At 44.2% G+C, this 21,314-nt stretch carries 21 protein-coding genes; 9 read left to right on the plus strand and 12 right to left on the minus strand.

The window, feature by feature from the left end:
* Both QUA10_RS24730 and QUA10_RS24735 read left to right on the plus strand, forming a co-directional pair.
* The coding region (locus tag QUA10_RS24730) for a GAF domain-containing sensor histidine kinase (RefSeq protein ID WP_333083589.1) at positions 1 to 935 on the plus strand (935 nt) is incomplete at its 5' end.
* 157 nt (positions 936 to 1,092) lie between these two features.
* Complete coding sequence (locus tag QUA10_RS24735; RefSeq protein ID WP_333083590.1) at positions 1,093 to 2,625, plus strand: ATP-binding protein; 1,533 nt, start codon at positions 1,093 to 1,095, stop codon at positions 2,623 to 2,625.
* A 270-nt stretch (positions 2,626 to 2,895) separates the two neighbouring features.
* On the opposite strand, the gene QUA10_RS29205 is transcribed toward QUA10_RS24735, so the two are convergent.
* The 3 genes from QUA10_RS29205 to QUA10_RS24745 form a co-directional block, all read right to left on the minus strand.
* Complete coding sequence (locus QUA10_RS29205; RefSeq protein WP_445243587.1) at positions 2,896 to 3,000, minus strand: transposase; 105 nt, start codon at positions 2,998 to 3,000, stop codon at positions 2,896 to 2,898.
* A 353-nt stretch (positions 3,001 to 3,353) separates the two neighbouring features.
* On the minus strand, positions 3,354 to 4,046 hold the full coding sequence (locus tag QUA10_RS24740) for a hypothetical protein (RefSeq protein ID WP_333083591.1): 693 nt from the start codon (positions 4,044 to 4,046) through the stop codon (positions 3,354 to 3,356).
* 28 nt (positions 4,047 to 4,074) lie between these two features.
* A complete protein-coding gene (locus tag QUA10_RS24745; protein WP_333083593.1) occupies positions 4,075 to 5,463 on the minus strand; it encodes a GAF domain-containing sensor histidine kinase in 1,389 nt (462 codons plus the stop codon).
* A 121-nt stretch (positions 5,464 to 5,584) separates the two neighbouring features.
* On the opposite strand from QUA10_RS24745, the gene QUA10_RS24750 reads away from it, so the two are divergent.
* Together QUA10_RS24750 and QUA10_RS24755 are read left to right on the plus strand one after the other, a co-directional pair.
* Complete coding sequence (locus tag QUA10_RS24750) at positions 5,585 to 5,752, plus strand: hypothetical protein (RefSeq protein ID WP_333083595.1); 168 nt, start codon at positions 5,585 to 5,587, stop codon at positions 5,750 to 5,752.
* Positions 5,753 to 5,858: 106 nt separating this feature from the next.
* On the plus strand, positions 5,859 to 6,182 hold the full coding sequence (locus QUA10_RS24755) for a DUF3155 domain-containing protein (protein ID WP_006635576.1): 324 nt from the start codon (positions 5,859 to 5,861) through the stop codon (positions 6,180 to 6,182).
* A gap of 364 nt (positions 6,183 to 6,546) precedes the next feature.
* On the opposite strand, the gene QUA10_RS24760 is transcribed toward QUA10_RS24755, so the two are convergent.
* The 3 genes from QUA10_RS24760 to QUA10_RS24770 all read right to left on the minus strand — a co-directional run bounded on the left by QUA10_RS24760 (position 6,547) and on the right by QUA10_RS24770 (position 8,338).
* Complete coding sequence (locus tag QUA10_RS24760; protein ID WP_333083596.1) at positions 6,547 to 7,080, minus strand: cofactor assembly of complex C subunit B; 534 nt, start codon at positions 7,078 to 7,080, stop codon at positions 6,547 to 6,549.
* Between the two features lie 319 nt (positions 7,081 to 7,399).
* Positions 7,400 to 7,792, minus strand: a complete 393-nt coding sequence (locus tag QUA10_RS24765) for a PadR family transcriptional regulator (protein ID WP_333083597.1) — start codon at positions 7,790 to 7,792, stop codon at positions 7,400 to 7,402.
* Positions 7,793 to 8,134: 342 nt separating this feature from the next.
* Complete coding sequence (locus QUA10_RS24770; RefSeq protein ID WP_333083642.1) at positions 8,135 to 8,338, minus strand: DUF751 family protein; 204 nt, start codon at positions 8,336 to 8,338, stop codon at positions 8,135 to 8,137.
* A gap of 274 nt (positions 8,339 to 8,612) precedes the next feature.
* On the opposite strand from QUA10_RS24770, the gene QUA10_RS24775 reads away from it, so the two are divergent.
* The gene (locus QUA10_RS24775) at positions 8,613 to 9,488 is read left to right on the plus strand and encodes a DNA adenine methylase (RefSeq protein ID WP_333083598.1); all 876 of its coding nucleotides are present in this window, start codon (positions 8,613 to 8,615) and stop codon (positions 9,486 to 9,488) included.
* An 88-nt stretch (positions 9,489 to 9,576) separates the two neighbouring features.
* Here QUA10_RS24775 and QUA10_RS24780 read toward each other — a convergent pair whose 3' ends face one another.
* Positions 9,577 to 10,059, minus strand: coding sequence for a PD-(D/E)XK nuclease superfamily protein (locus QUA10_RS24780; protein WP_333083600.1), 483 nt, complete (start codon positions 10,057 to 10,059; stop codon positions 9,577 to 9,579).
* 27 nt (positions 10,060 to 10,086) lie between these two features.
* Entirely contained in the window at positions 10,087 to 11,022 is a 936-nt protein-coding gene (locus tag QUA10_RS24785; RefSeq protein ID WP_333083601.1) for a metallophosphoesterase, read from the minus strand.
* Positions 11,023 to 11,125: 103 nt separating this feature from the next.
* Between QUA10_RS24785 and QUA10_RS24790 the strand changes: the two genes are divergently transcribed.
* Entirely contained in the window at positions 11,126 to 12,157 is a 1,032-nt protein-coding gene (locus tag QUA10_RS24790) for a hypothetical protein (protein WP_333083602.1), read from the plus strand.
* Positions 12,158 to 12,465: 308 nt separating this feature from the next.
* On the plus strand, positions 12,466 to 13,206 hold the full coding sequence (locus QUA10_RS24795) for a Uma2 family endonuclease (RefSeq protein WP_333083604.1): 741 nt from the start codon (positions 12,466 to 12,468) through the stop codon (positions 13,204 to 13,206).
* A 95-nt stretch (positions 13,207 to 13,301) separates the two neighbouring features.
* Here QUA10_RS24795 and mrdA read toward each other — a convergent pair whose 3' ends face one another.
* Positions 13,302 to 15,116, minus strand: coding sequence for a penicillin-binding protein 2 (gene mrdA / locus QUA10_RS24800; RefSeq protein ID WP_333083605.1), 1,815 nt, complete (start codon positions 15,114 to 15,116; stop codon positions 13,302 to 13,304).
* A 214-nt stretch (positions 15,117 to 15,330) separates the two neighbouring features.
* Here mrdA and QUA10_RS24805 point away from each other — a divergent pair, with 214 nt between their 5' ends.
* A complete protein-coding gene (locus QUA10_RS24805; RefSeq protein ID WP_333036800.1) occupies positions 15,331 to 15,690 on the plus strand; it encodes a phage holin family protein in 360 nt (119 codons plus the stop codon).
* Positions 15,691 to 15,844: 154 nt separating this feature from the next.
* Here QUA10_RS24805 and QUA10_RS24810 read toward each other — a convergent pair whose 3' ends face one another.
* From QUA10_RS24810 to QUA10_RS24820, 3 genes are all read right to left on the minus strand, one after another.
* Positions 15,845 to 16,519, minus strand: coding sequence for an N-acetylmannosamine-6-phosphate 2-epimerase (locus QUA10_RS24810; protein ID WP_333083644.1), 675 nt, complete (start codon positions 16,517 to 16,519; stop codon positions 15,845 to 15,847).
* 182 nt (positions 16,520 to 16,701) lie between these two features.
* Complete coding sequence (locus QUA10_RS24815) at positions 16,702 to 16,986, minus strand: four helix bundle protein (protein ID WP_333083606.1); 285 nt, start codon at positions 16,984 to 16,986, stop codon at positions 16,702 to 16,704.
* A gap of 92 nt (positions 16,987 to 17,078) precedes the next feature.
* Positions 17,079 to 19,628, minus strand: a complete 2,550-nt coding sequence (locus tag QUA10_RS24820; RefSeq protein WP_333083607.1) for an ATP-binding protein — start codon at positions 19,626 to 19,628, stop codon at positions 17,079 to 17,081.
* A 249-nt stretch (positions 19,629 to 19,877) separates the two neighbouring features.
* Here QUA10_RS24820 and QUA10_RS24825 point away from each other — a divergent pair, with 249 nt between their 5' ends.
* Positions 19,878 to 21,164 carry a chemotaxis protein gene (locus QUA10_RS24825; RefSeq protein WP_333083608.1) on the plus strand — a complete coding sequence of 429 codons (1,287 nt, stop codon included), beginning with the start codon at positions 19,878 to 19,880 and terminating at the stop codon, positions 21,162 to 21,164.
* Positions 21,165 to 21,314: the final 150 nt, after the last annotated feature.

The following is a 21,314-nucleotide window of genomic DNA, read 5'->3' on the forward strand; positions in this document are numbered from 1 at the left end:
TTACTACCGATCGCCTAGAATTGTTAAAACTTTTATCTGCACAAATTGCTATTTCTATTGAGAATGCTCAACTTTACAAAAATTTACAGGAGTTCAATCAAAACTTAGAGCAATTAGTGAGCGATCGGACTCAACAATTATCGAACACCCTAGAGGCTTTAAAAGCCACCCAAACTCAGCTAGTCGAATCTGAAAAAATGGCATCTCTGGGAGGATTAGTTGCTGGTGTTGCCCATGAAATTAATACTCCCATCGGAGTGGGCGTCACTGTTGCTTCAGCTTTGGCAGAAAACACCACAGAATTTGCATCTATTTATAAAAGTGGCAAAATGAAGCGCTCGGATTTAGAAGAGTTTGTCGATATTGCTACTCAAAGCAGTAAAGCACTTCTAATTAACCTAGATCGCGCGGCAGCCTTGATTCAAAGCTTTAAGCAAGTAGCAGTAGATCGCTCTAGCGAAGAACGACGTACTTTCCAGATCCGACCTTATCTTGATGAAATTTTATTACAATTAAAACCAAAGTTGAAAAATAGCCAACATTCGCTTAAAATTAAGGGAGATAGCAAAATAGCTATAGATTCTTATCCAGGAGCATTGTCCCAAGTTGTGACAAACTTGCTAATCAATTCTCTGATTCATGCCTACGAACCAGGGATTTCTGGGAAACTAATCTTTGATTGGGAGCAAGAAGGTAATCGGCTAAGGTTTGAATACGCCGATGAAGGTAAAGGTATTCCCCCAGAAAACTTAAGTAAAATTTTTGAGCCATTCTTTACCACTAAGCGTGGTCAAGGTGGCAGTGGGTTAGGGTTACATATTGTCTATAATTTAGTCACCCAAAAACTAAAAGGTGAAATTGAATGTATCAGTGAGGTGGGAAAAGGAACCAAGTTTATTATTAAATTACCCATGCAAATTGATTCACCAATGTAGATTTCCTGGCCAAGATAACTAAGTAAGTTTACCTCCTTAAAAGTAAAATAAGGATGACTGAAAAGGTTGCTGTGTAACTCTTCTCCCTTCTGCCTTTTTCTTAACAGGTTTTCTAACTTCAAACCTAAACATTAGTAAAAAATAAAGGTGTACAGCAATGAAAAGTGATTTTGACGATTTGTTAACTCAACCATCTCCAGAAACAGTATACTTTGCCGAAGTAATCAACTCGGATAACGAGATATTGTTTGCAGATGAAACCACAGAAGAAAAACTGAGTGAAAGCTGGAAAATTTTAGTTGTAGATGATGAGGCTCAAGTTCACACCGCTACCGAAATTTCACTCAGGAAGTTTGTCTTTGAAAATAAATCTTTAACCTTCATTAATGCTTACTCCGCTCGTGAAGCTAAACAGCTAATCCAAGAAAATCCTGATGTTGCCATCATCTTACTTGATGTAATTATGGAAACAGATGATGCTGGCTTAAATTTTGTTAAATATGTCCGAGAAGTTTTAGGCAATCAGTTAGTGCGAATTATTTTACGCACGGGTCAACCCGGACAAGTACCTGAAAAAAGCATTATTATCAATTACGATATTAATGACTATAAAACTAAAACTGAATTAACGACATCAAAGCTATACACTACGATGCTAACAGCTTTGAGAAGTTTTTCTCTAAGTCATAAATTGCAGTCTGAAATAGAGCGACGCGAACAAGTAGAGAAAGAACTCCGTATTAGTCAAGAAAAAGAGTACCAAAAATCTCTTGCTTTAGAACATTTTGTCAAAGAACTGCAAGACACACAACTCCAGTTAGTTCAAAGTGAAAAAATGTCTAGTCTAGGTCAATTAGTTGCAGGTGTAGCTCATGAAATCAACAATCCGGTTAACTTTATTTACGGCAATCTCTCCCACGCCAACGACTATATTAAAGAACTCATTAATATGTTGAATCTTTACCAAAAATATTACCCGCAACCAGAAGCAGAAATTATCCATGAAATAGAAGATGGAGAGTTGCCATTTATCATAGATGATTTACCAAAATTGCTTTCTTCCATGCAGTTAGGGATCGAACGCATTCGCAATATTGTTCACTCTCTACGCAATTTTTCGCGGTTGGATGAAACTGAAATTAAATCAGTAGATATCCACGAAGGCATTAATAGCACTTTGCTGATCTTACAGCACCGACTAAAGGCTAAGTCTGATCGGCCTGCTATTAATGTGATAAAAGACTATGGTGCATTGCCGCTTGTGAACTGTTATGCCGGTCAGCTCAATCAGGTGTTTATGAACCTTTTAGCGAATGCTATAGATGCTTTAGAAGAGCGGCTAAGTAGAGAAGATGATGCAGTTTTTAAACCCCAGATTTTGATTCGTACTGAAGTTGTACCAGGCAATTCGGATGACAACATTAGCTCGGCTTCCCACATCCTGGTAACAATTTCTGATAATGGTGTGGGGATGACAGAGAAAGTTCGTGCTAAACTTTTCACTCCCTTTTTTACTACTAAGCCCATAGGAAAAGGTACAGGCATGGGATTGTCCATCAGCCGAAAAATTCTGATAGAAAAACACTGCGGTCAATTGGAGTGTATTTCAACGCCAGAGCAGGGAACGCAGTTTATTATTGATCTGCCTACTATCTGTAGAGCCACTAAGATTGCTGTAGCGAATGCCTAGAAAACTTATCTGGCTGAATTGATTGATCATATAGCAATTCTTGCAGGAGTCGTAAACTTTTTACCCCACCCCAACCCTCCCCTTATCAAGGGGAGGGAGTAAGAAATTCACAAATGATTTAGGATTGCTATATATCGGTTTTCAGTTGCATGAGAATAGGGTAATTGCTAATTCCTCATTCATCGGAATTCTGACAGAATTTTTTCCCGCAGCAAGTCCCCACCCCAGCAAAGGGGGGACTTGCTGCGGCTTGAGCCACATTCTTCTAACTTAATTGTGTTGGTTTGCAATATATTTTTTAACAATCTCTTCCGAGGCCTTACCAACTGTGCCGTAAAAATACAGCATATTCCATGTATATTTAGTACGCTGCATTCCGTAGAGAAGCAGAAAAAATGAAAATTTATGCGCTCGAGTTTCGTAAAAAAATAGTCAAAGCTGATGAACCCGGTGATACTTCCATTAGGGCGGTGTTGAATTGTTGAGCGCGTAAATACAAGATTAACACATCCTGATAGCTTGTTTGACAGGAAAAACTTTTTGTTATTCTACATCAGGTAACAAGTTGCTCAGACATTCCCTTCGATTATTAATTCACTATCTAAAATTGGCTAATCTTCCGATGCCATATCAAAATCAAATAAATTATTTTGGTTCTATGCGATCGCCGGCGTTGCTTAGTTATACCCTAATTTATAAACGCTTTTTTTGGAAAATAATCTAGGCGCTCAACGTTTTTCCCTCTGCCGTAAATCCCGCCCGATTTCTTGATGACATACGTGCCAAAAATACAGTGCTAAATTCAGAAGAGCTAATAATTTAGTGCCATCTTCTAGCATCGCGTGTACTCCTAGACTTTGAGACTCAAAAATATCCTCAAACCGTGAGATAGCAAACAAGAGAAATGCTACGACTAAGGGCAGGTAAGGAGTGGTTTTGATGTCTCGCCAAAACTTAACTCCGTAAAAAAAAACAGCACTACCATAACAGAAATAAATTAATTTGCTAGATATTCCCAACCCAGAAAGAATCAAAGTCATCCGAAACCTGTCATCTAGGAAAAAGACTCCGAGTAGTAAAGCACTAAAAAATAAGAACATCCCCGATCGACTCCGCGGCTCTTTTTGGCGCAGCACTCCGAAAGTAAATGCACAAATTGCTACTGGGATGCACCAGAGGACTTCGGAAACTCCGGTGAGAATTCCTTCGTAAGGGAACCAGAAATTAAAAGGGTCGCTAAACAGGCGTTCAACTCCGTCTCCCTGGTTGTTGAGTTTTGCGTATACGCTCAGCCCGCCCAAAATCAGAACAGTCAGAATGTTAAAAGCAGCTAAAAACCGTACACTAAAAAAGTGTTTTTTGAAAATTTCTAAAGAATTTGAAAACTTGGGAATTTTATCGAATAAAGGTAGATGCTTCATAAAAAATGTCTCTAAGCAATAGAGTTCGTTACTTATTCACTGGTAGCCAAACCACAAATGTAGTGCCGCGATCGGTTGGATATAATAAATTAGTTTCTGCAGAGGGCAGCCATTCTGGACTGACTGGGGAAAATACTTCTATTTCTCCTTGCATTTGGCGGACTAAATCGCGGGCGATCGCCAAACCCAATCCTGTGCCAGGAATTTCGGTCTGCGCTTTTTCTCCCCGGTAGTGCCGCTCAAATAAATGCTCTAAATCCTGGGGAGGAATGCCGGAACCTGTGTCGCTGACGGCAACTGCTATGGCAGGCAATTGGCTGTATCCTGCCCGATCGCCATCCGCTGCTTTGTACCGGACTTTAATATAAATTTGGCGGCCGGCAGGGGTATATTTCAAAGCATTGTCAATTAAATTGCTCAAAACTTCGCGCAAAGCTCGATCGTTCGCTGAGACTGGTGGCAAATTCGCCTCCAGGTCGGCGACCAATTTCAGATTCCTTTCAGATGCGATCGCCTCGGCGGAATTTAACAGCGGTTTTAAGACTTCTGTAACAAAACAGGATTCCTCCAAATTGGCCACAGGTGACAGCGACAGAGGAGAATGCCGGATTGATTCCACATTGGACATGGCTTTTTCTGAAGTGTCCGATCGCAGTTTTAGATGTGCTTCGCCGGTGTCAACAGTTCGATCGAACTGGCCCAGCAACTCTTGTAGCCGATCGCTCTCTCGGACAATACTAAAAGCCACATTGCGGTTTTTGTCTTCCGGTACCAACCGCCGCGCTAACAGCTTGCCAAAAGTTCGCAACGCTGTCAGCGGACTTTTGAACTGGTGCAGCAAATTGTGCATCGTGTCGTAAACCTGAGCCTGGATTTGTCGGGCCGAACCCAATTCCTGCTGCATCCACTGCGATCGCTGGTCTAAAATGCAGGCTAGGGCTAAGGTGCGAGCAATTTGTTGTATTTGAGCCTCTTCTCGCTCGTTCCAAGGCCTGTCTTGCCGACCGCTGACTAGGAGTCCCATTACAGCTCCCTCGTGTATCAGAGGCGTCACAATTTGCATCCGCTGCTGCCACAAATTCTCCGGGCCTTGGCACTGATGGGAACTGCGCTCCTTACCCGGAAGTCGATCGGGTGCGATCGCCTCTACCGTTGATTCTTCCACAGGCCGAACAGGCGGCGCCAGCAGTCGCGGTACGGGTTTCACTGTCGAGCTTTCGGAAGATTGCAACCTCAACCCCTGATTTTCTTCCAATTCGGCTGAGGTTTCTGGGTAAACTGCGATCGGCACCAACTTTGCTTCGCTGCCTTCTACCAACTCTTGTGTCAGGTATACCGCGCTGAATTTCGCTCCCAAACTAACGGCGATAGCCACCTGCGAACGGCAAAGTTTGACAAATTCTGAACTGGCTGGCATTAACATGAGCGCCACATTAAGATATCTAACGGAATTCTAAGTAAATTACAAATGATCGGCGGCCGATTACTGATGAGATACTTCTCGATTTCAGATTTATTCCCTTTGATAGAAGGCAGCTATGTTGAAGGCATGCGGCTTTCATGAACCAACATTGCCCCGCATCGCCCTCCGCGCAGCTTCCACCGATCCCCAAGCTTGGCTTTTGCCGGAACTTGCGGCCAACCATAGCACAACCGCTACACTTTTGTCGATCGGCACGAATGTTAAGATTATGTCGATATATTAAAAACAGTTGAAATTTTGAGCTAGAACGGATATACTGGCCTCGGATTTGGTAGCTATCATTACAACCTGTCTGCTCATACTGTCTGCTCACAGAGGAGGTAAAGAAATTGGCCAGGAGACGCAAACGCAAGAGTCGCCGCCGACAAGAAGGACGCAGAATTTTAGAGTGTGTGCCTCAATATAGCATCGAGAGCGGCGAAGATAAACCCGTAACAGCGGCTCGCAAGTTCATCCATGCAGAAGGCATTGCTCCCCCAGCTTTGCTGTTAGTCAAGCGTAACGAGCATACCACTGACAGATACTTCTGGGCTGAAAAAGGTTTATTTGGAGCCCAATACGTAGAAGAGAACCATTTCTTGTTTCCCAGCTTAAAGGTGATGTTGGAAGCTACCACAGAAAAAATTCCTGTGGTGTCAGCCAGCCGCGCATAGCTCAAAATGTTTAGCTCAAAACATTGACAGCAATGTTTTTCTAAGTTTTTTAACAAAAGCGCGAGAGTTCTCATTGTCTGGAGAGTGCCAACTGAAATTTCTGCGAAAAGTCCTTAGAAACTAGGGTATAAGGAGCCATCGCAACAGGCGTGATCGCAGCCCAAGGGCGATCGCCACAATTGGCACTTTCACGATAATGGTTTTTTTTTGACTGTTTTGTCGATCAAATTTGTTGATCGAACAAGTGGCTCAAAAAAACAGCCACGGGTTTATCAACTAGAGAGCCGCTTTTGAGTCATGGGTTTGTCAGCTCGAAGTCTAACTACGGCATCTAGCATATCAAAAAACGTTCCGCGTCAAACTTTTAATCGATCGGTTTCAAATCTAAAGCTTTTTGCATGGCTGCTAGTTCATCGCGGTGAGCTCTGACAGTAACAAAGCTCTTGGTTGGGCTTCCCGACTCAGCAACTGATTCGAGTTTGAGGGAGACTTGCTCAGAGCGTCCAGCTTTTTTCCAGTAAAATACCCCCGCCAGCGGGGACAGCAGTACCAAAGCTAGGAAAATTTGACCCTGCTGAGGAACTAGCATTCCCAAAACCAGTCCCAAGCACAGAGTGCCACCTGCACTCAGCAGAGTTAGAAAAATAGCTAGAAACCAACTCGGCCTCACAAAACCCTCAAACGTGACTTTATAGTTGGGGGCATCGACGGCTGCAACTCGGTAAGCTCTATCGGCAAAATACTGTTGTAAGTCGGTTAACAGTGACTCTTGGGCGCTCTCGGAAGCCAGCTTGACTTGTTCGATGCGATCTTTGACTGAAGCCTTGATGAAGAAAAACAAGCCTACGGCCAACAGCAGCGTCAGCACAAAGGTAGAGGGAAGAACAGCAGTATCCATTGGTAGAAGTTTGTGTAATTGAAATTATCTACTATTACTTTACAGAACTTTACATAAGAAAGCGATCGAGGACTTACGCAGACACTTTTTTATCAAAATTCGCAGAAAGCTTCTTCTGCAAGGCGTTTTGCTCTCCATCACCCAATAATTCCCATATCTCCCCATCATCCCTAATTCTTAAGTGACAATGCGTAAGTCCTGACGTAGTGTAGCTGCTTTAATCGCTGTGTGGCGATCGAGCAAAGCGAAGGCAATCCGGCAAATCGCTTTGCAAGTAGCGCCAGCATCTCCAGGGTTTAGGCATCCGATTCCAACTCGGCTAACCTGTGTGACCAGTTTCTAAGGCGCGGGAACGACGCTCTGACGAGCCGTTTCCCTGACCAATGTACTCATGCCAGAGACGAGCGAGGTCTTGAGCTTGGTGACGCCACTCAGGGAGGATTTGATACATCCGGCGGGGGCGGCCGCGTCCTTCTACTTTTTTCCAGTAACCGGTGATTACGGCTTCATCTTCGAGGAATTTCAGAGCGCTGTAGAGAACGGTATCAGATAGTCGGTAGATGGGGAATTCCCTCTCTAGTTGGCCAATCAGTTCTGTACCGTAGGAATCTCCGCGCAATAACACGGAGAGAATGTAACACACAGCTAATTCCTTGTTTAGATAAACAGGAGGGGGGTCTTGAAAAAATTGATAGATATGTTCAAACTTCATCTGTCTTGTCCGCTGGAAACTCTCGTGATACCGTCAGGTTAACGGGAGAGGAAAGCGGGGCGGGGTGTGCCGCTTCCTAATGATTAAGTGGGACACCGGGGAAACAGAGGTGCAGTATTTCCCCAGTGAATGTTGATAGTCCCAAACGCTTGTCCTGCACTTCGGTAATGTTTGCCTGCCCCAAGGTTGAGGAGCACTGGCGTAACTAGCGCAATTTTTTCCTCTTCCAATCTATCGCAGCGACTATTGTCAAGTGTGCGATCGCCTGCAAGAATTGGCAGTTACTTTGGGAGTTAGTGTTTTAACTGAATTTGCCGTTGATGTTTGCGTTCTAGCTTGGCTTTAAACCGAACTCAGGCCTAACATAGCCCGCAGTGTAAAAGTTAGAAAGACAAAAGTCGCTACAATCGAACTAATCAGGGCGATCGCACTTGTCGGTCGATCGAGCAGGGGTTTAAGTCGCTCGAACAGGAAAAAGAAAATTCCCAGACATATCGTAATGAAAAAGCGCGGGTAGCGAGAGACGTTATTAATAAAATCTTGCATTGGCTTGGTGGGGTAAAGTGTCACAGCACGATCTTTGACTGGTAACACTTGTGAGCGAGTTAGACAATTTTGGCACAGCCGGAGCTAAATCTGCCGATCGGGCGATCGGGCATTTTTGCCGGCGAGGCTGACATATATAATTCTAACGAAAACTTTTCGCCGATGGCTCCGGCACTGTCTGTTTAATGCCACGCGACCTCCGGTAAGAACTTCAGAAGTATTTCTATTGAGTTCTAGTTGTGATAAATATTATAGGGCCGTTATTTCTAGATAAATGTCTGCTGCCGCACCTTCTTTCGTCTTGCCACGTCCCTTTCTGAAATGGGCTGGAGGCAAAACTCGGTTGATTGGACAATATCAACCTTATTTTCCTGAAAAGTTCACAACTTACTACGAGCCTTTTTTGGGTGGCGGAGCTGTATTTTTTTACTTAGCACAGCAGCATCCTGGTTTGCAAGCTGTTTTAACAGATATTAATCCTGAGTTGATTAATGCTTATCGCTGTGTCAGGGATAAAGTTGAGGAGCTGATTCTACTTTTACAGGAGCATCAGTTAGAACACACCAAGGACAATAAAAATTATTATTACTCGGTGCGCTCGCGCTCCTACAAAACCGATACAGAAAAAGCAGCACGCCTGATTTACCTAAATAAAACTTGTTACAACGGCCTCTACAGAGAAAACTCAAAAGGTGAATTTAATGTTCCCATAGGTCGCTACAAAAATCCTAACATTTGTCAAGCAGATTTACTGCGATCGGTTTCCTCTTTACTCGCCCGCGCTCAAATTGAAGTGAGAAAGTTCGATAAAATTTTGGATTTTGCTACTAGCCGCGAAGACTTTGTTTATTTTGATCCGCCTTATTATCCTATCAGCGCTACAAGTAACTTTACGGCTTACAACCGGGATAATTTCAAAGAATCAGAACAGCTTAAACTAAGAGATATTTTTGCAGAAATTGCAGAACGTGGCGTGAAAGTTATGCTGTCTAATTCTAACTGCGGTTTCATCGATAAAATCTACAGCGATAGTGAAGTTTTTAACAGACATCCTCTGCCAAAATTAATTGAAATATCTGCCTCGCGTGGAATTAATTCTAATAGTGACAAGCGCGGAAAAATCAAGGAATTATTAATACTTTCATTTTAGATTACACTTAAGTAAACTCTCTAGCTAAGCATATTTTGTATGAGCAACCCGTGGTTGCCCCGCAGGCGGCAAAGTTGCGTAGTTCCTGTTACAAATATTTGTTTGCCCAGGTAATGAAACCTTCTAGCTTGTGAACTGCCAACAAATTTTGATTGTCAGGAATTTGTTTTTTAAACCAGTCGATCGAACCTTGCCTCATACCGTCACCGCCCACTATAACAATAGTTGGCACTTGATAACAATTTTTAATATTTAAATTGAGGTAAGGATACTTCTCGTCTACTGAACCTTTGTCTTCTTGCCACTTGCACTCAACAATTAGACCCCGAGAAAACCCACCGGAATTAACAATGTAAAAATCGACATTTATTTCAGTTTCATAAATACTAGACCCGATATAAACCTGTTTAGCATATCGCTTGGGATTTTCAGTAGAGATTAAGAGCCACTCTAGCTTGCGCTTTTTAGGCAACTGGGGACATATTTCGAGATATCCGTGGCCTCTCAACGTACCTTCTACAGTTGTTTCTAAAACAAAACCAGTTTTATTGGCTCTACAACCCCTATTCATTTTGTTGGCTCCTGAATATAATCTGAATTAAGCCGATCGCACTTGAATCACCCCTCGGTCAAAAACCCGTTTGTCAGTACCGATAGAACTGACAAACATCCGGTCTTCATAGACATCAAACGTCGCAAAACTCAGGCGGCTAGCAGAATACTCGGTCCACTCAGAACGCCCCACCGGACGAGTGCCCCCGCCGGCACCGCAAATTAAATAAGTCGTACCGTTAATCGAGCGAGTGCGTTCGTAACTGTGTTCGTGTCCGTTGATATAAAGCTGCACGCCGTACTTTTGAAACAAAGGCGTGAAAGTCTTAATAAAAGATTGATTCGATCCGTAGACGCCAGAGGAATAAATCGGGTGGTGGCCAAACACAAATTTCCAAGGTGCCGTGCTCTGACTCAACTCTTTTTCCAGCCAAGCAAGCTGATTTTCCCAGTCAGCATTGTGATTGGTATCTAAAGCAAAAAACTGTACCGGATCGCGCCGAAAAGTATAGTAGCGACCTTGCATATTAAAACCCGCATATTTAACTTGCTGGTCGCCGTTACCAGTGCGGATGTCGTGATTTCCCAGACAAGCATAAAATTTTACGTTTTGCTGCAATAACGGCTGATAAGGCTTCTCGAAAACAGCATTAATTTTTTCAAATTCGCCGTTATTGTAGATATTGTCGCCGGCGAGAACAGTAACATTAAAAGGGTTTTCCCGGTGATATTGCGCCATCGCCTCAGCCACAGCATACTGACCTTCAGCGCCGGTACCCGTGTCGGCCACCGAAATAAAGCGTAAAATAGGCGGTGAGGCCGGCAAAGGAACGATCGCCCTTTCTCCCTCAACGTTAGAAGGTAAAGCAGCGTTGGCGTCTGTACCCCAGGTAGTCCGAAGCTGAAACATTTTCCAGACTCCGGCAAAACCAAAGCTGCTGAGACTGCCTAAAATTAGAAAGTGACGACGTTTGATGCTCATTTTGATTCGGTTACAACTAAGTTAAATGATAAATTAAGGTTGAGATGGCTCAACTAAAATTTATCGCTTTTAAATATATTTGGAACGCCCGAAGGCAGAAAAAATGTCAGAAGAACAACTAAACCAGTCAACTCCAGAATCCTCTCAATCTCCGACACCGGAGGTTGATTCGGCTGAAAAGTCTGCCCCCACTGGCAGCAAAACTCAAAATGCCAGCAGCGCGGTTCCCAAAAATCAGAGAATCAAAGCTTTGATGGCATCGATGGGGAATTTGGGAAAAAAAGGCAACAAATCACCAGCCGAACCGCCGTTGCAGGCCCAAAAGCCGATCGCACCCACCGCTTCAGACTCAGCAACAGTAACTCCTCCCGCTGTTGCTGCAGAAGTTAACAGCGTGCCGCCAAAAGTTGCTGTAAAAGTTGATAAAAAGCCTGTATCCCAACGCAGGGAAGGGAGTTTTTTAGAGAACATTGGTGTACTTTGGCAAAGTATTGTACGGCTAATGCGATCGCTACTGCCACCATCTGCCAACGAGAAGCTGTCCGATCCAATTTTAAACGCGGCCATAGCAGCAACTCTGATCGTTGTAGTGGGTTTAACTTTCAACAGTTTCTCAGCAAAACCGCCGGAGAAAGTAGCAAAAGTGCCTTTGCCAGCAGCGCAGCAGTCGCCGCCAACTTTTGGTGATTTTATGGCATCGGGAACGCCGAAATCCCCAGAGGCGATCGTACCATCTGAGCCAATCCCTACTAAATTCAAAAGCAAGTTGCCCGATTTAGTGGCGCCGGAAAAACCGCAACCAGTAGAAGTTATCCCACCGCCACCGCTGACGCCCGAACAGTCTCTGATTGCTGCGATTCAAAATCAAGTTACTGACATTAAGAATCGACTGGGCGGCGGTTTAGTTGAGTCTGTTCAAGCTAATTTTGCCAGCAGCATTTTGACTGTGAAAGTCGCTGAAGATTGGTACAAACTCAGCGAAGTTGAGCAAAATCAACTAGCAACGAAGATGTGGAAGGAGGCTAACTCCCTCGATTTCAGCAAGCTAGAAATTGCGAATATGGAAGGCAAGTTAATAGCTAGAAGTCCAGTTGTTGGTTCGGAAATGATTATTTTAGACAGAGGGATTAATTAGAATTTAAATAGTCTGTATCTGTACAGCATCTTACCAGCCTTAAAGTCCAGGACGCATAACCTAATTATTTAGCGTGAGCCCTGCGTCCTTTACGGCTGTTGATTTTTTTGATGAATATCTAACTTTTAAAAGTACCGACAGAATGCTAGCATTAAATCATATCATCTCAGGAGTCACGACCACAATTAAATAGTTTTGTAGTGAAGAGTTCAGTCCTCATAAAACTACTAGGAATGCAGTTCTCACTAAAAACCTTAGAACGCATATTTACCCGGCATTAAATTAATAACTTTGAGGAAAATTGAAAAATGACAATTTTAACTCAAGCCGAACAAGTAGAAATTGAATATCCCAGCAGCGACGGAGAGCCGATGGCTGAAAGCGACATCACGCGCGATTACATGACTTACAGCGTAGAAGCTGTCAAGCTTTATTTTCAAGAACGTTCTGATGTTTACGTATCAGCCAATTCTTTCATATATTATGAAGAAGGGAACAACCAGGCAGTTGTGGCCCCGGATGTTTATGTGGTGTTTGGAGTTGCCAACCGCAAAAGGGATAATTATAAAGTTTGGGAAGAAGGGGGAATTACTCCAGATTTTGTGTTAGAAATTACTTCTGAAACAACTCAGACGAAAGACCAAGAAACTAAACCGGAAATTTATCGGGCTTTGGGAGTTAGGGAATATTTTCAGTACGATCCGTCGGGAGATTACCTAAATCCGATTTTACAGGGAGTACGTTTGATAAATAATCAGTACGAGCCGATGGCAGCCAACAATATCGCTGTCGATACGCTGTGGTTGTTCAGTGAAGTGCTGGGACTGGAATTGCATCTAATTTCAGGAGATTTGAGGTTTAGAGTTCCTGAAACGGGTGAGTTTTTGAAGACTCACAAGGAAGAAAACCTGGGACGACTGGCGGCGGAGTCAACATTGCGATCGCTGGTAACTCAACTCTTAAATTCTGGAATGAGTCTGGAACAGGCAGCGCAAATGATGAATTTATCGACCGTGGAAGTGAAACGATTGGTAGGGGAAAACTTTTGATCGATCGCACTTTTCCCAGATATCAAGGAAGTGCGATCGAAGTATGGGACAAAATGAGAATAGTCAACAGTCAACAGTCTAATATTAACTAATGACTATAGAGGCTTATTAGTAGGTTTAAAACCCTGCTTTTGAAAATAGGTTCTAAATACCTCTAGAGCAATTGGTGCGGCCGATACTGCACCAAATCCGCCCCCTTCAACTATAACTGCGATCGCAACTTCAGGTTTGTCCGCAGGAGCAAAACCCACATACATAGAATTGTCAGGATGACCGGGCATTTCCACCGTTCCAGTTTTGCCCGCACTTAAAGGAATAGTACCATCATTCAAGCCGCGGCCTGTACCTTTTTTCACCACCTCAATCAATCCTTGTTTAATGACATTTAAAGTTGCCGGCTTAATACCTGTTGAAATTTTTTGAGTAACAGGCGTATTGGTTTGAGAAGCCAACAAATGTGGCTGCACTCGCCAACCACCGTTGGCAATAGTTGACACCATCACTGCCAATTCTAGGGGAGTACAAAGTACCAAACCTTGACCGATCGCCATTGTTACCGTATCGCCCACATACCAATCTTCCCCATACATTTTCTGTTTCTCGGCTGGTATCGGAACTTGACCGTGATTGGCGCCGTCTATCCCCAAAAGATCTAAATTAATAGTACCGCCAATGCCCATTTTTTTAGCCCATTTTGCCATTTCTTCCGGCCCAGCAGTCATACCTACTTGATAGAAAAACGTATTGCTGCTGTAGGCTAAAGCATCGCGGAAACCGATAACGCCGTAACCCGCGCCGTGTTCGTTAAAGGAAATTCCGCCGATGTTAATTGAAGCAGAACTTACCAAAGTCGAGTCAGGAGAAAACTTGCCCGACTCCATCCCGGCTACAGAAGTTACAATCTTAAAAGTGCTGCCGACTGGATAGCCTTGAACTGCCCGATTTAAAAATGGTTTGTCTGGCCCTTGCAGCCGATCCCATTCTTTTTGAGTCACCTTGCGGGTGAAAATATTGGGGTCAAATGTCGGCCAACTAGCCATTGTTAAAAGAGCTCCGGTTTTCACGTCGATCGCCACAACGGCACCAAGGCGATCGCCCAAAGCTTTTTCCGCAGTTTTCTGCATATCTAAATCTAAAGTTAGCTGCACCGGTTTGCCGGGAATAGGATCTTTTACACCTAAATCTTGGATTTCCTCGCCCTTAGCATTTACCTCGATTAAACGGTTTCCCCAAACGCCCTCTAAAGTTGAATTGGCTAATTTTTCAACTCCCATTTGACCGACGATCATTCCCATCGGATATGCAGGATTAGCTTTTAATTGATCTAAACTAGCTTCGCCGACGTATCCCAAAAGGTGAGCTGCTAATTGCTGGTTGGGATTGTCTCGGCTCGATTCTACGCGAATTTCAACTCCCCGCAAAGTATTAGCTTGTTCTCCCAACGCCACGAAAGTACCGACATCGATATCCTTACTAATTCGCACTGGCAGGGCTGATCTGTAGCCAACTGCATCGATTTTTTTGACAATTTCGGCTGCGGGAAGTTTGACGATCGGGCCCAGTGTAGCAGCGATCTCTTGCCACTCCTTAGCCGATCGCTCTTTTGGCCACACATAGACCGATCGAGATACGCGGCTGGCGGCAAAAATTTTGCCGTTGCGGTCTAAAATTTGACCGCGATTGGCTGCGACTGAAACAGGGCGAATGCGGTTATTTTCCGCCCGCTGTCGGTTGTAGGCTCCCTGTACCAGTTGCAGTTCGGCTAGACGAAATATGGGTAGCGTCACCAAGGTAGTGACGAGCAGCATAAAAATCATAACTTGGAGCGATCGGCTGCCTTGCCGTGCAGGGTTGTCCAAGGCTTTTTTGTCGAATCTGATTTTAGAGTTAAAAGAAAAATCGCCAGCCATATTAATTAATCTGCTCTTTTTATTCAACTAACAGGTTGATACGGTTGCCATCCGGATCATTTGGCAAAAAATGCAGCGATTGGAACTTCTCACTCTTTAGTGACAGACATAAATTCGGCCTGTTGGCAGACGGATCAGCCGGATTGTTTGATTAAGGTAGATGTTAAATATCAGGTTTTTTTAACAATTCAACTGTTAAGGAGGTACGAGCGCTGTGGAACCGATCGATTTTTTGATTGCTTGGCTGGTGACAGGTAGCAGCTTGCTACTGATTTCTCAACTGCCGATCGGCGTAGAAATTGACAGCACACCGAAAGCAGTAATTTCCGCTGCGGTTTTGGGAATGTTGAATGTTTTAATTTTGCCAATTCTAAAAGCAGTTTTTTTCGTACCGAACCTACTGACGCTGGGATTGCTTTCCGGCCTGTTTGCTTTTGTAATGAACGTGATTGTTTTTGCCTCGGCTGCGAAGTTAGTTGAAGGATTTAGCTTGCGGATGGGTCTTTGGAGCGCGGTACTGGGGGCGATCGCCTTGGCTGTAGTTAGCAGCTTTATCAACGGCGCACTGATTTAGTAACTTCCCCTGATAAAGGGCGATAGAAATCGCCCGATATTTCCCACCCTTAGCAGGCGCGTTTCCTGTGCCTACAAGCCATTTTTATCGCCCAATATTTCTTCTCCCTTCTTCCTTCAATCCGTTACATCCGTTAAACAATCCGTTGCCGAACTTACTTCCCCATCAGCGACTTATAGGCTGTCACCTTAAGATCAATCCCAGTAATATCTGTCCCCACAACAACAGCCATCGCTCCTAAATCCAAGGCTTTTTTAGCCATTTCCGGCCCTGATATCCCGCCTTCGCAGATAACGGGAACCTTAAGCTTTTCTACCATTTCCGCAAGCAAATCAAATCCCGGCGGCGAAAAATTTTCCGTCTGAGCAGTGTAGCCAAAAAGAGTAGTTGCTACAGTATCTGCACCAGCTTCGGCTGCCGCGATCGCAGCTTCTATTGTATCTACATCCGCCATCACTAATTTGCCCAATTCGCTGTGAATTCGCGCGATTAATGTCTTTAAGTCTTCGCCGCAAGGACGGTTTCTCTCAGTAGCGTCAACGGCGATAATATCGGCTCCAGCATCGGCGATCGCCCGCGCGTCTTCAAACCGAGGAGTAATGTAAATCTCGCATCCCGGCAATTGCTGCTTCCAAATCCCAATTATGGGAGCGGATATCTGTTTTCGCACCGCTGCAATGTGAGCCGGAGTGTCAATCCGCACGCCCGATGCACCTCGATTGATGGCGGATTGAGCCATTGCCGCAATTACGATCGGATCGTGCAGCGGCGAATCAATAGGTGCTTGACAAGAAACAATTAATCCTGTAGGAATTTGACAATTAATCATGGGGAATTGGAGATGGGGGAATTGGGCATCGGGCATCGGGCATCGGGCATCGGGCATCGGGCATCGGGCATCGGGCCTAGGCATCGGGCTTTTTTTGTAATTTATTCCCTGTGCCCTATTGAACTCAAATAAGCGTTAAGTTTTGGTAGTAATTTATCGACAATTGGTTTAAATTTGCTTACTTATTCGCTGGGGATAAGTTGTCTAGCATAGGCTAATCTTAACCAGTTTACTGTTTCATACAAAGAGCCTCTCGCAATTTTTACAAAACGCCGATTATCTTGGTCATTATAACGACCTCTTCCTTCAGCAATATTAGCACAGACACTATCAGCCGACCGAACGATCTGTTGGCCCATCGTATCTTTTGTGAAGTAATCCCATTTTTTAACAATCTCCCAAATCTGATTCGCCCAACTTTCCGCCAACTTATAAACCTCTAATTCCTCAAAATCAGGTCTTCCCATAATTACCTCAAAAACTCAATTATATTAAATGCCCAATGCCCCATGCCCAATGCCCCATGCCCAATGCCCCATGCCCAATGCCCCATGCCCAATTACCCATTACCAGTACCGGCCATTAAAGAAATAATTTTGTCAAGCAATTGCTCAGGATGAATCGGTTTAGTCAAACAATCGTTAGCTCCCGCCGTCACGAAAGATATCCGATCTGGCGGAATTTCATTAGCGCTTAAAGCTAGAATCTTGATATTTTCAGTAGCGGGTTTTTGGCGCAGTTGGTGAATTATTTCGCAGCCATTCATACCGGGCAAACGCATATCGACAATCACAGCATTCGGCTGCAAAAGTTCAATTTGCTCCACCGCTGCAGAACCTTCAATCATCCACACCACTTGCAGTCCTGCGGCTGTCAGGATATCGCAAATCAGCATAGCAGTTTCTTCATCTTCTTCCACGAGTACGAGGCTGCCCCGCGAGGAATAATGCAGTGGTAAAGATGAATTAGATTTTTCATATGTGAATTTTGTGGATTCATCTTTGGTTAGAGTTTGGATGGGTATAAAAACGGTAAAAGTAGAGCCGACATCAACTGTAGAGTTGACTTCGATCGCACCGCCGTGAAGCTCTACTAACTGTTTAGTTAAAGCCAATCCCAGACCGGTGCCGCCGTATTCGCGGCGGTAGGGAGAATCCAACTGCTGGAATTTTTGAAACAACAGCGATCGCTGATTTTCTGGAATTCCAATGCCAGTATCTTTGATTTGAAAAACAGCGGTACTGCCAGCAGGTGCAGTACCGGCCTGCCGAAATGCCGGCGTTCGATTTTGATCTTCTGTCACCCAAACTCGCAGGATGACTCGCCCGCCTTTGGGAGTAAACTTAATCGCATTTCCTATAAGATTGAAGAGAATTTGTCTCAAGCGGCGCGGGTCAGCAATGAAGCGATCGCACTCTTGTTTTATCCGCTGTTCTTGCAGCAGTTCCACGCCTTTAGCAACCGCTTTTTCTTTGAGGGCGTGCAGGCTCTGAGAAGCTAATTTAGAAAGTGAAAATTCACTAATTTTTAATATTGCTTTTCCCGCTTCTACTTGCGATAAATCTAAAATATCGTTAATTAATTCTAATAAGTGGTCGCCGCTGTCTCGGATAGTTTGCAGGTACTGCCGCTGCTTTTGTATCGGCACTTCTTTGCTGCCAACTTTGCCGTAAGACCACCGCAGTAGCGTGTCGGAAATGCCGATGACGCAAGTGAGAGGAGTCCGCAATTCGTGGCTCATAGCTGCCAAAAATTCGCTCTTGGCGAGGCTGGCAGACTGGGCGGCGACCAGTGCATCGCGCAGTTCTCGCGTGCGCTCTATTACGCGCTGTTCTGAGGTGCGCTTTTGCTGCTGGACTTGTGCATAAAGTTCGGCTTGGTAAATGGCGATCGCCAAATGTTCTGCTATTTGTCGCAAAAAAGTTTTTTTGCTTTCTTCCCACTCCCGAAAAGTACACTGGTGGGCAATTAGCAGCCCCCACAAGTCATCTTGAACTACGATCGGCACTAGCAACTTTGCCCGCACCTTGGCCCGCCGCATCAACTCTACAAAACAAGGCTGCGAAGAGTAAGTTGTTTCCACATCCGCGACGCACAAAGCCAAACCTTTGCGATATTTCTCTCGGTCAATGACTCCATTGGTAAAACACTGCGCGCCATCACTAAAATTCAGTACAGACGAGATAGCATCGTTGGCTAAAGCTTCGTAGGTAACGCGACCTAAATACAAGTAAGACCCGGAATTTTCTGGGATTTCGCCAGACCCAGAAACCGCCGTAGGTCTTTCTTTCGCTAACTCGATATTGTGCGGTGCTGGCACTTTTTCAAATTGATAAATTAACAGGCGATCGACCTCCAAAAACTCTCGCACTTGCTCGACTGCTTTTGACAAAATTACAGGCAATTCCAAACTCTGGCGGATTTGAGTTGTGACCTGATTCAAAAGTCGCTCTTGTTCGAGCTGCTGTTGCAAAGCATCTTCTACTGGCTGACAAAATGAAATACAGGGACTGGCAATTTGTAATTGATTGACGGCTTCAGCAATCTGGCTTTGTAGCGTTTCTGGATCTATAACTTTGGGCGCGGATTTTCCCTCTATTTCTGTTTGGCTGTGTAGGGGCGGGCGATTATTTGGGCTGGCATTGGCAGCGAGAATATCCAGCAAATTTAGGGTGAATTCGCTTTGAAGAACGGCCGAGTTAGTCTGTATATTTTTAATTGCTTGTTTGAGGGCGCGAATGTCAATTTGCCACGAGGGTGCGAGCGTTATTTCTGCGAGTTTGTCTGCGAGGGGAGACAGGAAATCGGCGATCGCCCCGGGGTCGAAAGTCAACTGCACATTCAATTGCGAATGGAAATTTTTTTCGCTGTGCTTGTGTCCGTTTGTTGCGAACTCATCTAATAGATTGCCCCGCAGCAGTGCGCTAAAATGCTCTGATACCACTGCTGCAAACCTTTCCGACGAATTTTCCAGATTGTGAGAATCAGCGATCATCGCATCGTCGGTCAGCCAAATCGCCCCTGGGAGTTCAGCCATTTGCTGTAACAAGTGGTAAGCAGCCTCAAAGGTTGCTAGGGGCAAAGTCCGATGTAAGGTTTTTGGTTTCAATCTAGATATTTTCCCGGTTGTTTTAAAGAACAAAATATGAATGCCCTTGTTGTGAGGACGGAACCCGTGGCACAACAGGTGCGGCCGATCCAACAGACTTGAGATGACAGTAGTCAGAAAGTAGGTAATAGAAGGCCCCGGAGCCAGAGAGCTTATTTCTCCCTATCATTGTTATTACTTGAAACAATCTTATTCCAGTATAATATTAATATATAATTTGTTAACTTGTACTTAACACTATCCGGGTAAATGAGCAATCCAACTCAACTCACCCCCGATTTCACGATCGGACATCTGCCGTGTCACGACTTCCAAGTGAGCGCTGCAACTCTAGGACAGGTAGTGGCTGAAAGATTTGAGCAAGAACCAGACCTGCCGGGAGTCATTATTACTCATGAATCACAGGTATTGGGCATGATTTCTCGCGTCAAATTTCGAGAGCAAATGAGTTTTCCCGATCGCGCAGAACTTTACGGGTCACACCCGATTCGAGCCTTGTTAGATTTTATTAGAATTCCGCCTTTGCTGCTTTCGGAAAACTGGAAAATTGACGATGCCGTCCAAGCGTCTTTCCACAGGCACAAAGACTTGATTTATGAACCGATTATTGTGGTAATGGAAGACCATAGCCACCGCCTTTTGAACATTCATACTCTGGTAATTGCCCAGTCAAAACTTTTAGCACAAGCCAACAAAGCTATTCAAAAATACCGAGTAGAAAGACACAAGTATTTGGCGCTAATTCAACAAGAACAGGCTAAGGTTCACGAATGTAATGAACTTTTAAAAATCCACCAACGTCAAACAGAAAATTCCCATGCCAATCCTAGTTCCCAGCAAGTGGCACTGGTCAAACAAGCTGAAGAAATCGCTCAAATGAATCAGCGATTTGTAAGGATTGCGAAACTGATTTCTTCGGAAGGTCGCCAAGCATTTCAAGCTACTTTTCAAGGTGCTAATTCTATTTGCAACAACACAGATAAAATTTTGGGGGTGGGCAAAGCAATAGCTAATGATTTAGAAACGGTTAACCGCACTTCCCGAACCATCCGGGAGGCGATCGAACAAGTCAGGCATTTAGCAGTACAGGTGGCTGTAGTTACCAATCAAATGGGAAGTCAGCCTAGTGGTCTGAGCAAAGTGAGTCTAGAAATTGGCAGACTGGCAAGTAAAACTTTTGAATTGGGGACTCAAATGGAGCAAATTGCTAGCCGATTTAAACTTCGAGTTCACGAACTCACGGAGGCAGCAAGAGCGGGTGCTAATGTGGCTAAATCCGTGACTATCAAGATCGATCGTGCCGAAATGGCACTATTAGAGTTGGAAGAATTAATAGCGGAAAAGAATTTCAATTCGTTGACCGCTATCCAAGAACCTTTGGGAGTCATAAAAAGTGTTACCGCTGATTCTTTAGTTCGAGATATAGAACACACCGAAGTCGCGGTCTCCGAGTTAGAAGACTTAGTTAAAAATCAAGATTCCTCGCAATATTTGATTCAAAAGATTCAGCAGGCGCTGAAGTACAAAAAACCATAAAATATCAGCCAGAATCTAATGAAATATTTCGAGAGGAAAACCAATAAAATCAAAATAATAATTGACAACTATTCTATTTCAAGAATGGTATTTGTTATACTGAAGGTGGGGATTTTTTGAATTCAGTTGTAAAAAGGCTATTTAATTAGC

The organism is Microcoleus sp. Pol8_D6, assembly GCF_036700965.1.
In the GTDB taxonomy this organism is placed as follows: Bacteria; Cyanobacteriota; Cyanobacteriia; order Cyanobacteriales; family Microcoleaceae; genus Microcoleus.

Bases quoted from the DNA above. Each gene is read 5' to 3' on its own strand.
- QUA10_RS24815 (WP_333083606.1), bottom strand. From the start codon at position 16,986: ATGGGAAGACCTGATTTTGAGGAATTAGAGGTTTATAAGTTGGCGGAA.
- QUA10_RS24790 (WP_333083602.1), top strand. From the start codon at position 11,126: ATGTCAGAAGAACAACTAAACCAGTCAACTCCAGAATCCTCTCAATCT.
- QUA10_RS24810 (WP_333083644.1), bottom strand. From the start codon at position 16,519: ATGATTAATTGTCAAATTCCTACAGGATTAATTGTTTCTTGTCAAGCA.
- QUA10_RS24735 (WP_333083590.1), top strand. From the start codon at position 1,093: ATGAAAAGTGATTTTGACGATTTGTTAACTCAACCATCTCCAGAAACA.
- QUA10_RS29205 (WP_445243587.1), bottom strand. From the start codon at position 3,000: ATGCAGCGTACTAAATATACATGGAATATGCTGTATTTTTACGGCACA.
- mrdA (WP_333083605.1), bottom strand. From the start codon at position 15,116: ATGGCTGGCGATTTTTCTTTTAACTCTAAAATCAGATTCGACAAAAAA.
- QUA10_RS24740 (WP_333083591.1), bottom strand. From the start codon at position 4,046: ATGAAGCATCTACCTTTATTCGATAAAATTCCCAAGTTTTCAAATTCT.
- QUA10_RS24775 (WP_333083598.1), top strand. From the start codon at position 8,613: ATGTCTGCTGCCGCACCTTCTTTCGTCTTGCCACGTCCCTTTCTGAAA.
- QUA10_RS24825 (WP_333083608.1), top strand. From the start codon at position 19,878: ATGAGCAATCCAACTCAACTCACCCCCGATTTCACGATCGGACATCTG.
- QUA10_RS24765 (WP_333083597.1), bottom strand. From the start codon at position 7,792: ATGAAGTTTGAACATATCTATCAATTTTTTCAAGACCCCCCTCCTGTT.
- QUA10_RS24795 (WP_333083604.1), top strand. From the start codon at position 12,466: ATGACAATTTTAACTCAAGCCGAACAAGTAGAAATTGAATATCCCAGC.
- QUA10_RS24785 (WP_333083601.1), bottom strand. From the start codon at position 11,022: ATGAGCATCAAACGTCGTCACTTTCTAATTTTAGGCAGTCTCAGCAGC.
- QUA10_RS24745 (WP_333083593.1), bottom strand. From the start codon at position 5,463: ATGCCAGCCAGTTCAGAATTTGTCAAACTTTGCCGTTCGCAGGTGGCT.
- QUA10_RS24750 (WP_333083595.1), top strand. From the start codon at position 5,585: ATGTTGAAGGCATGCGGCTTTCATGAACCAACATTGCCCCGCATCGCC.
- QUA10_RS24780 (WP_333083600.1), bottom strand. From the start codon at position 10,059: ATGAATAGGGGTTGTAGAGCCAATAAAACTGGTTTTGTTTTAGAAACA.
- QUA10_RS24770 (WP_333083642.1), bottom strand. From the start codon at position 8,338: ATGCAAGATTTTATTAATAACGTCTCTCGCTACCCGCGCTTTTTCATT.
- QUA10_RS24760 (WP_333083596.1), bottom strand. From the start codon at position 7,080: ATGGATACTGCTGTTCTTCCCTCTACCTTTGTGCTGACGCTGCTGTTG.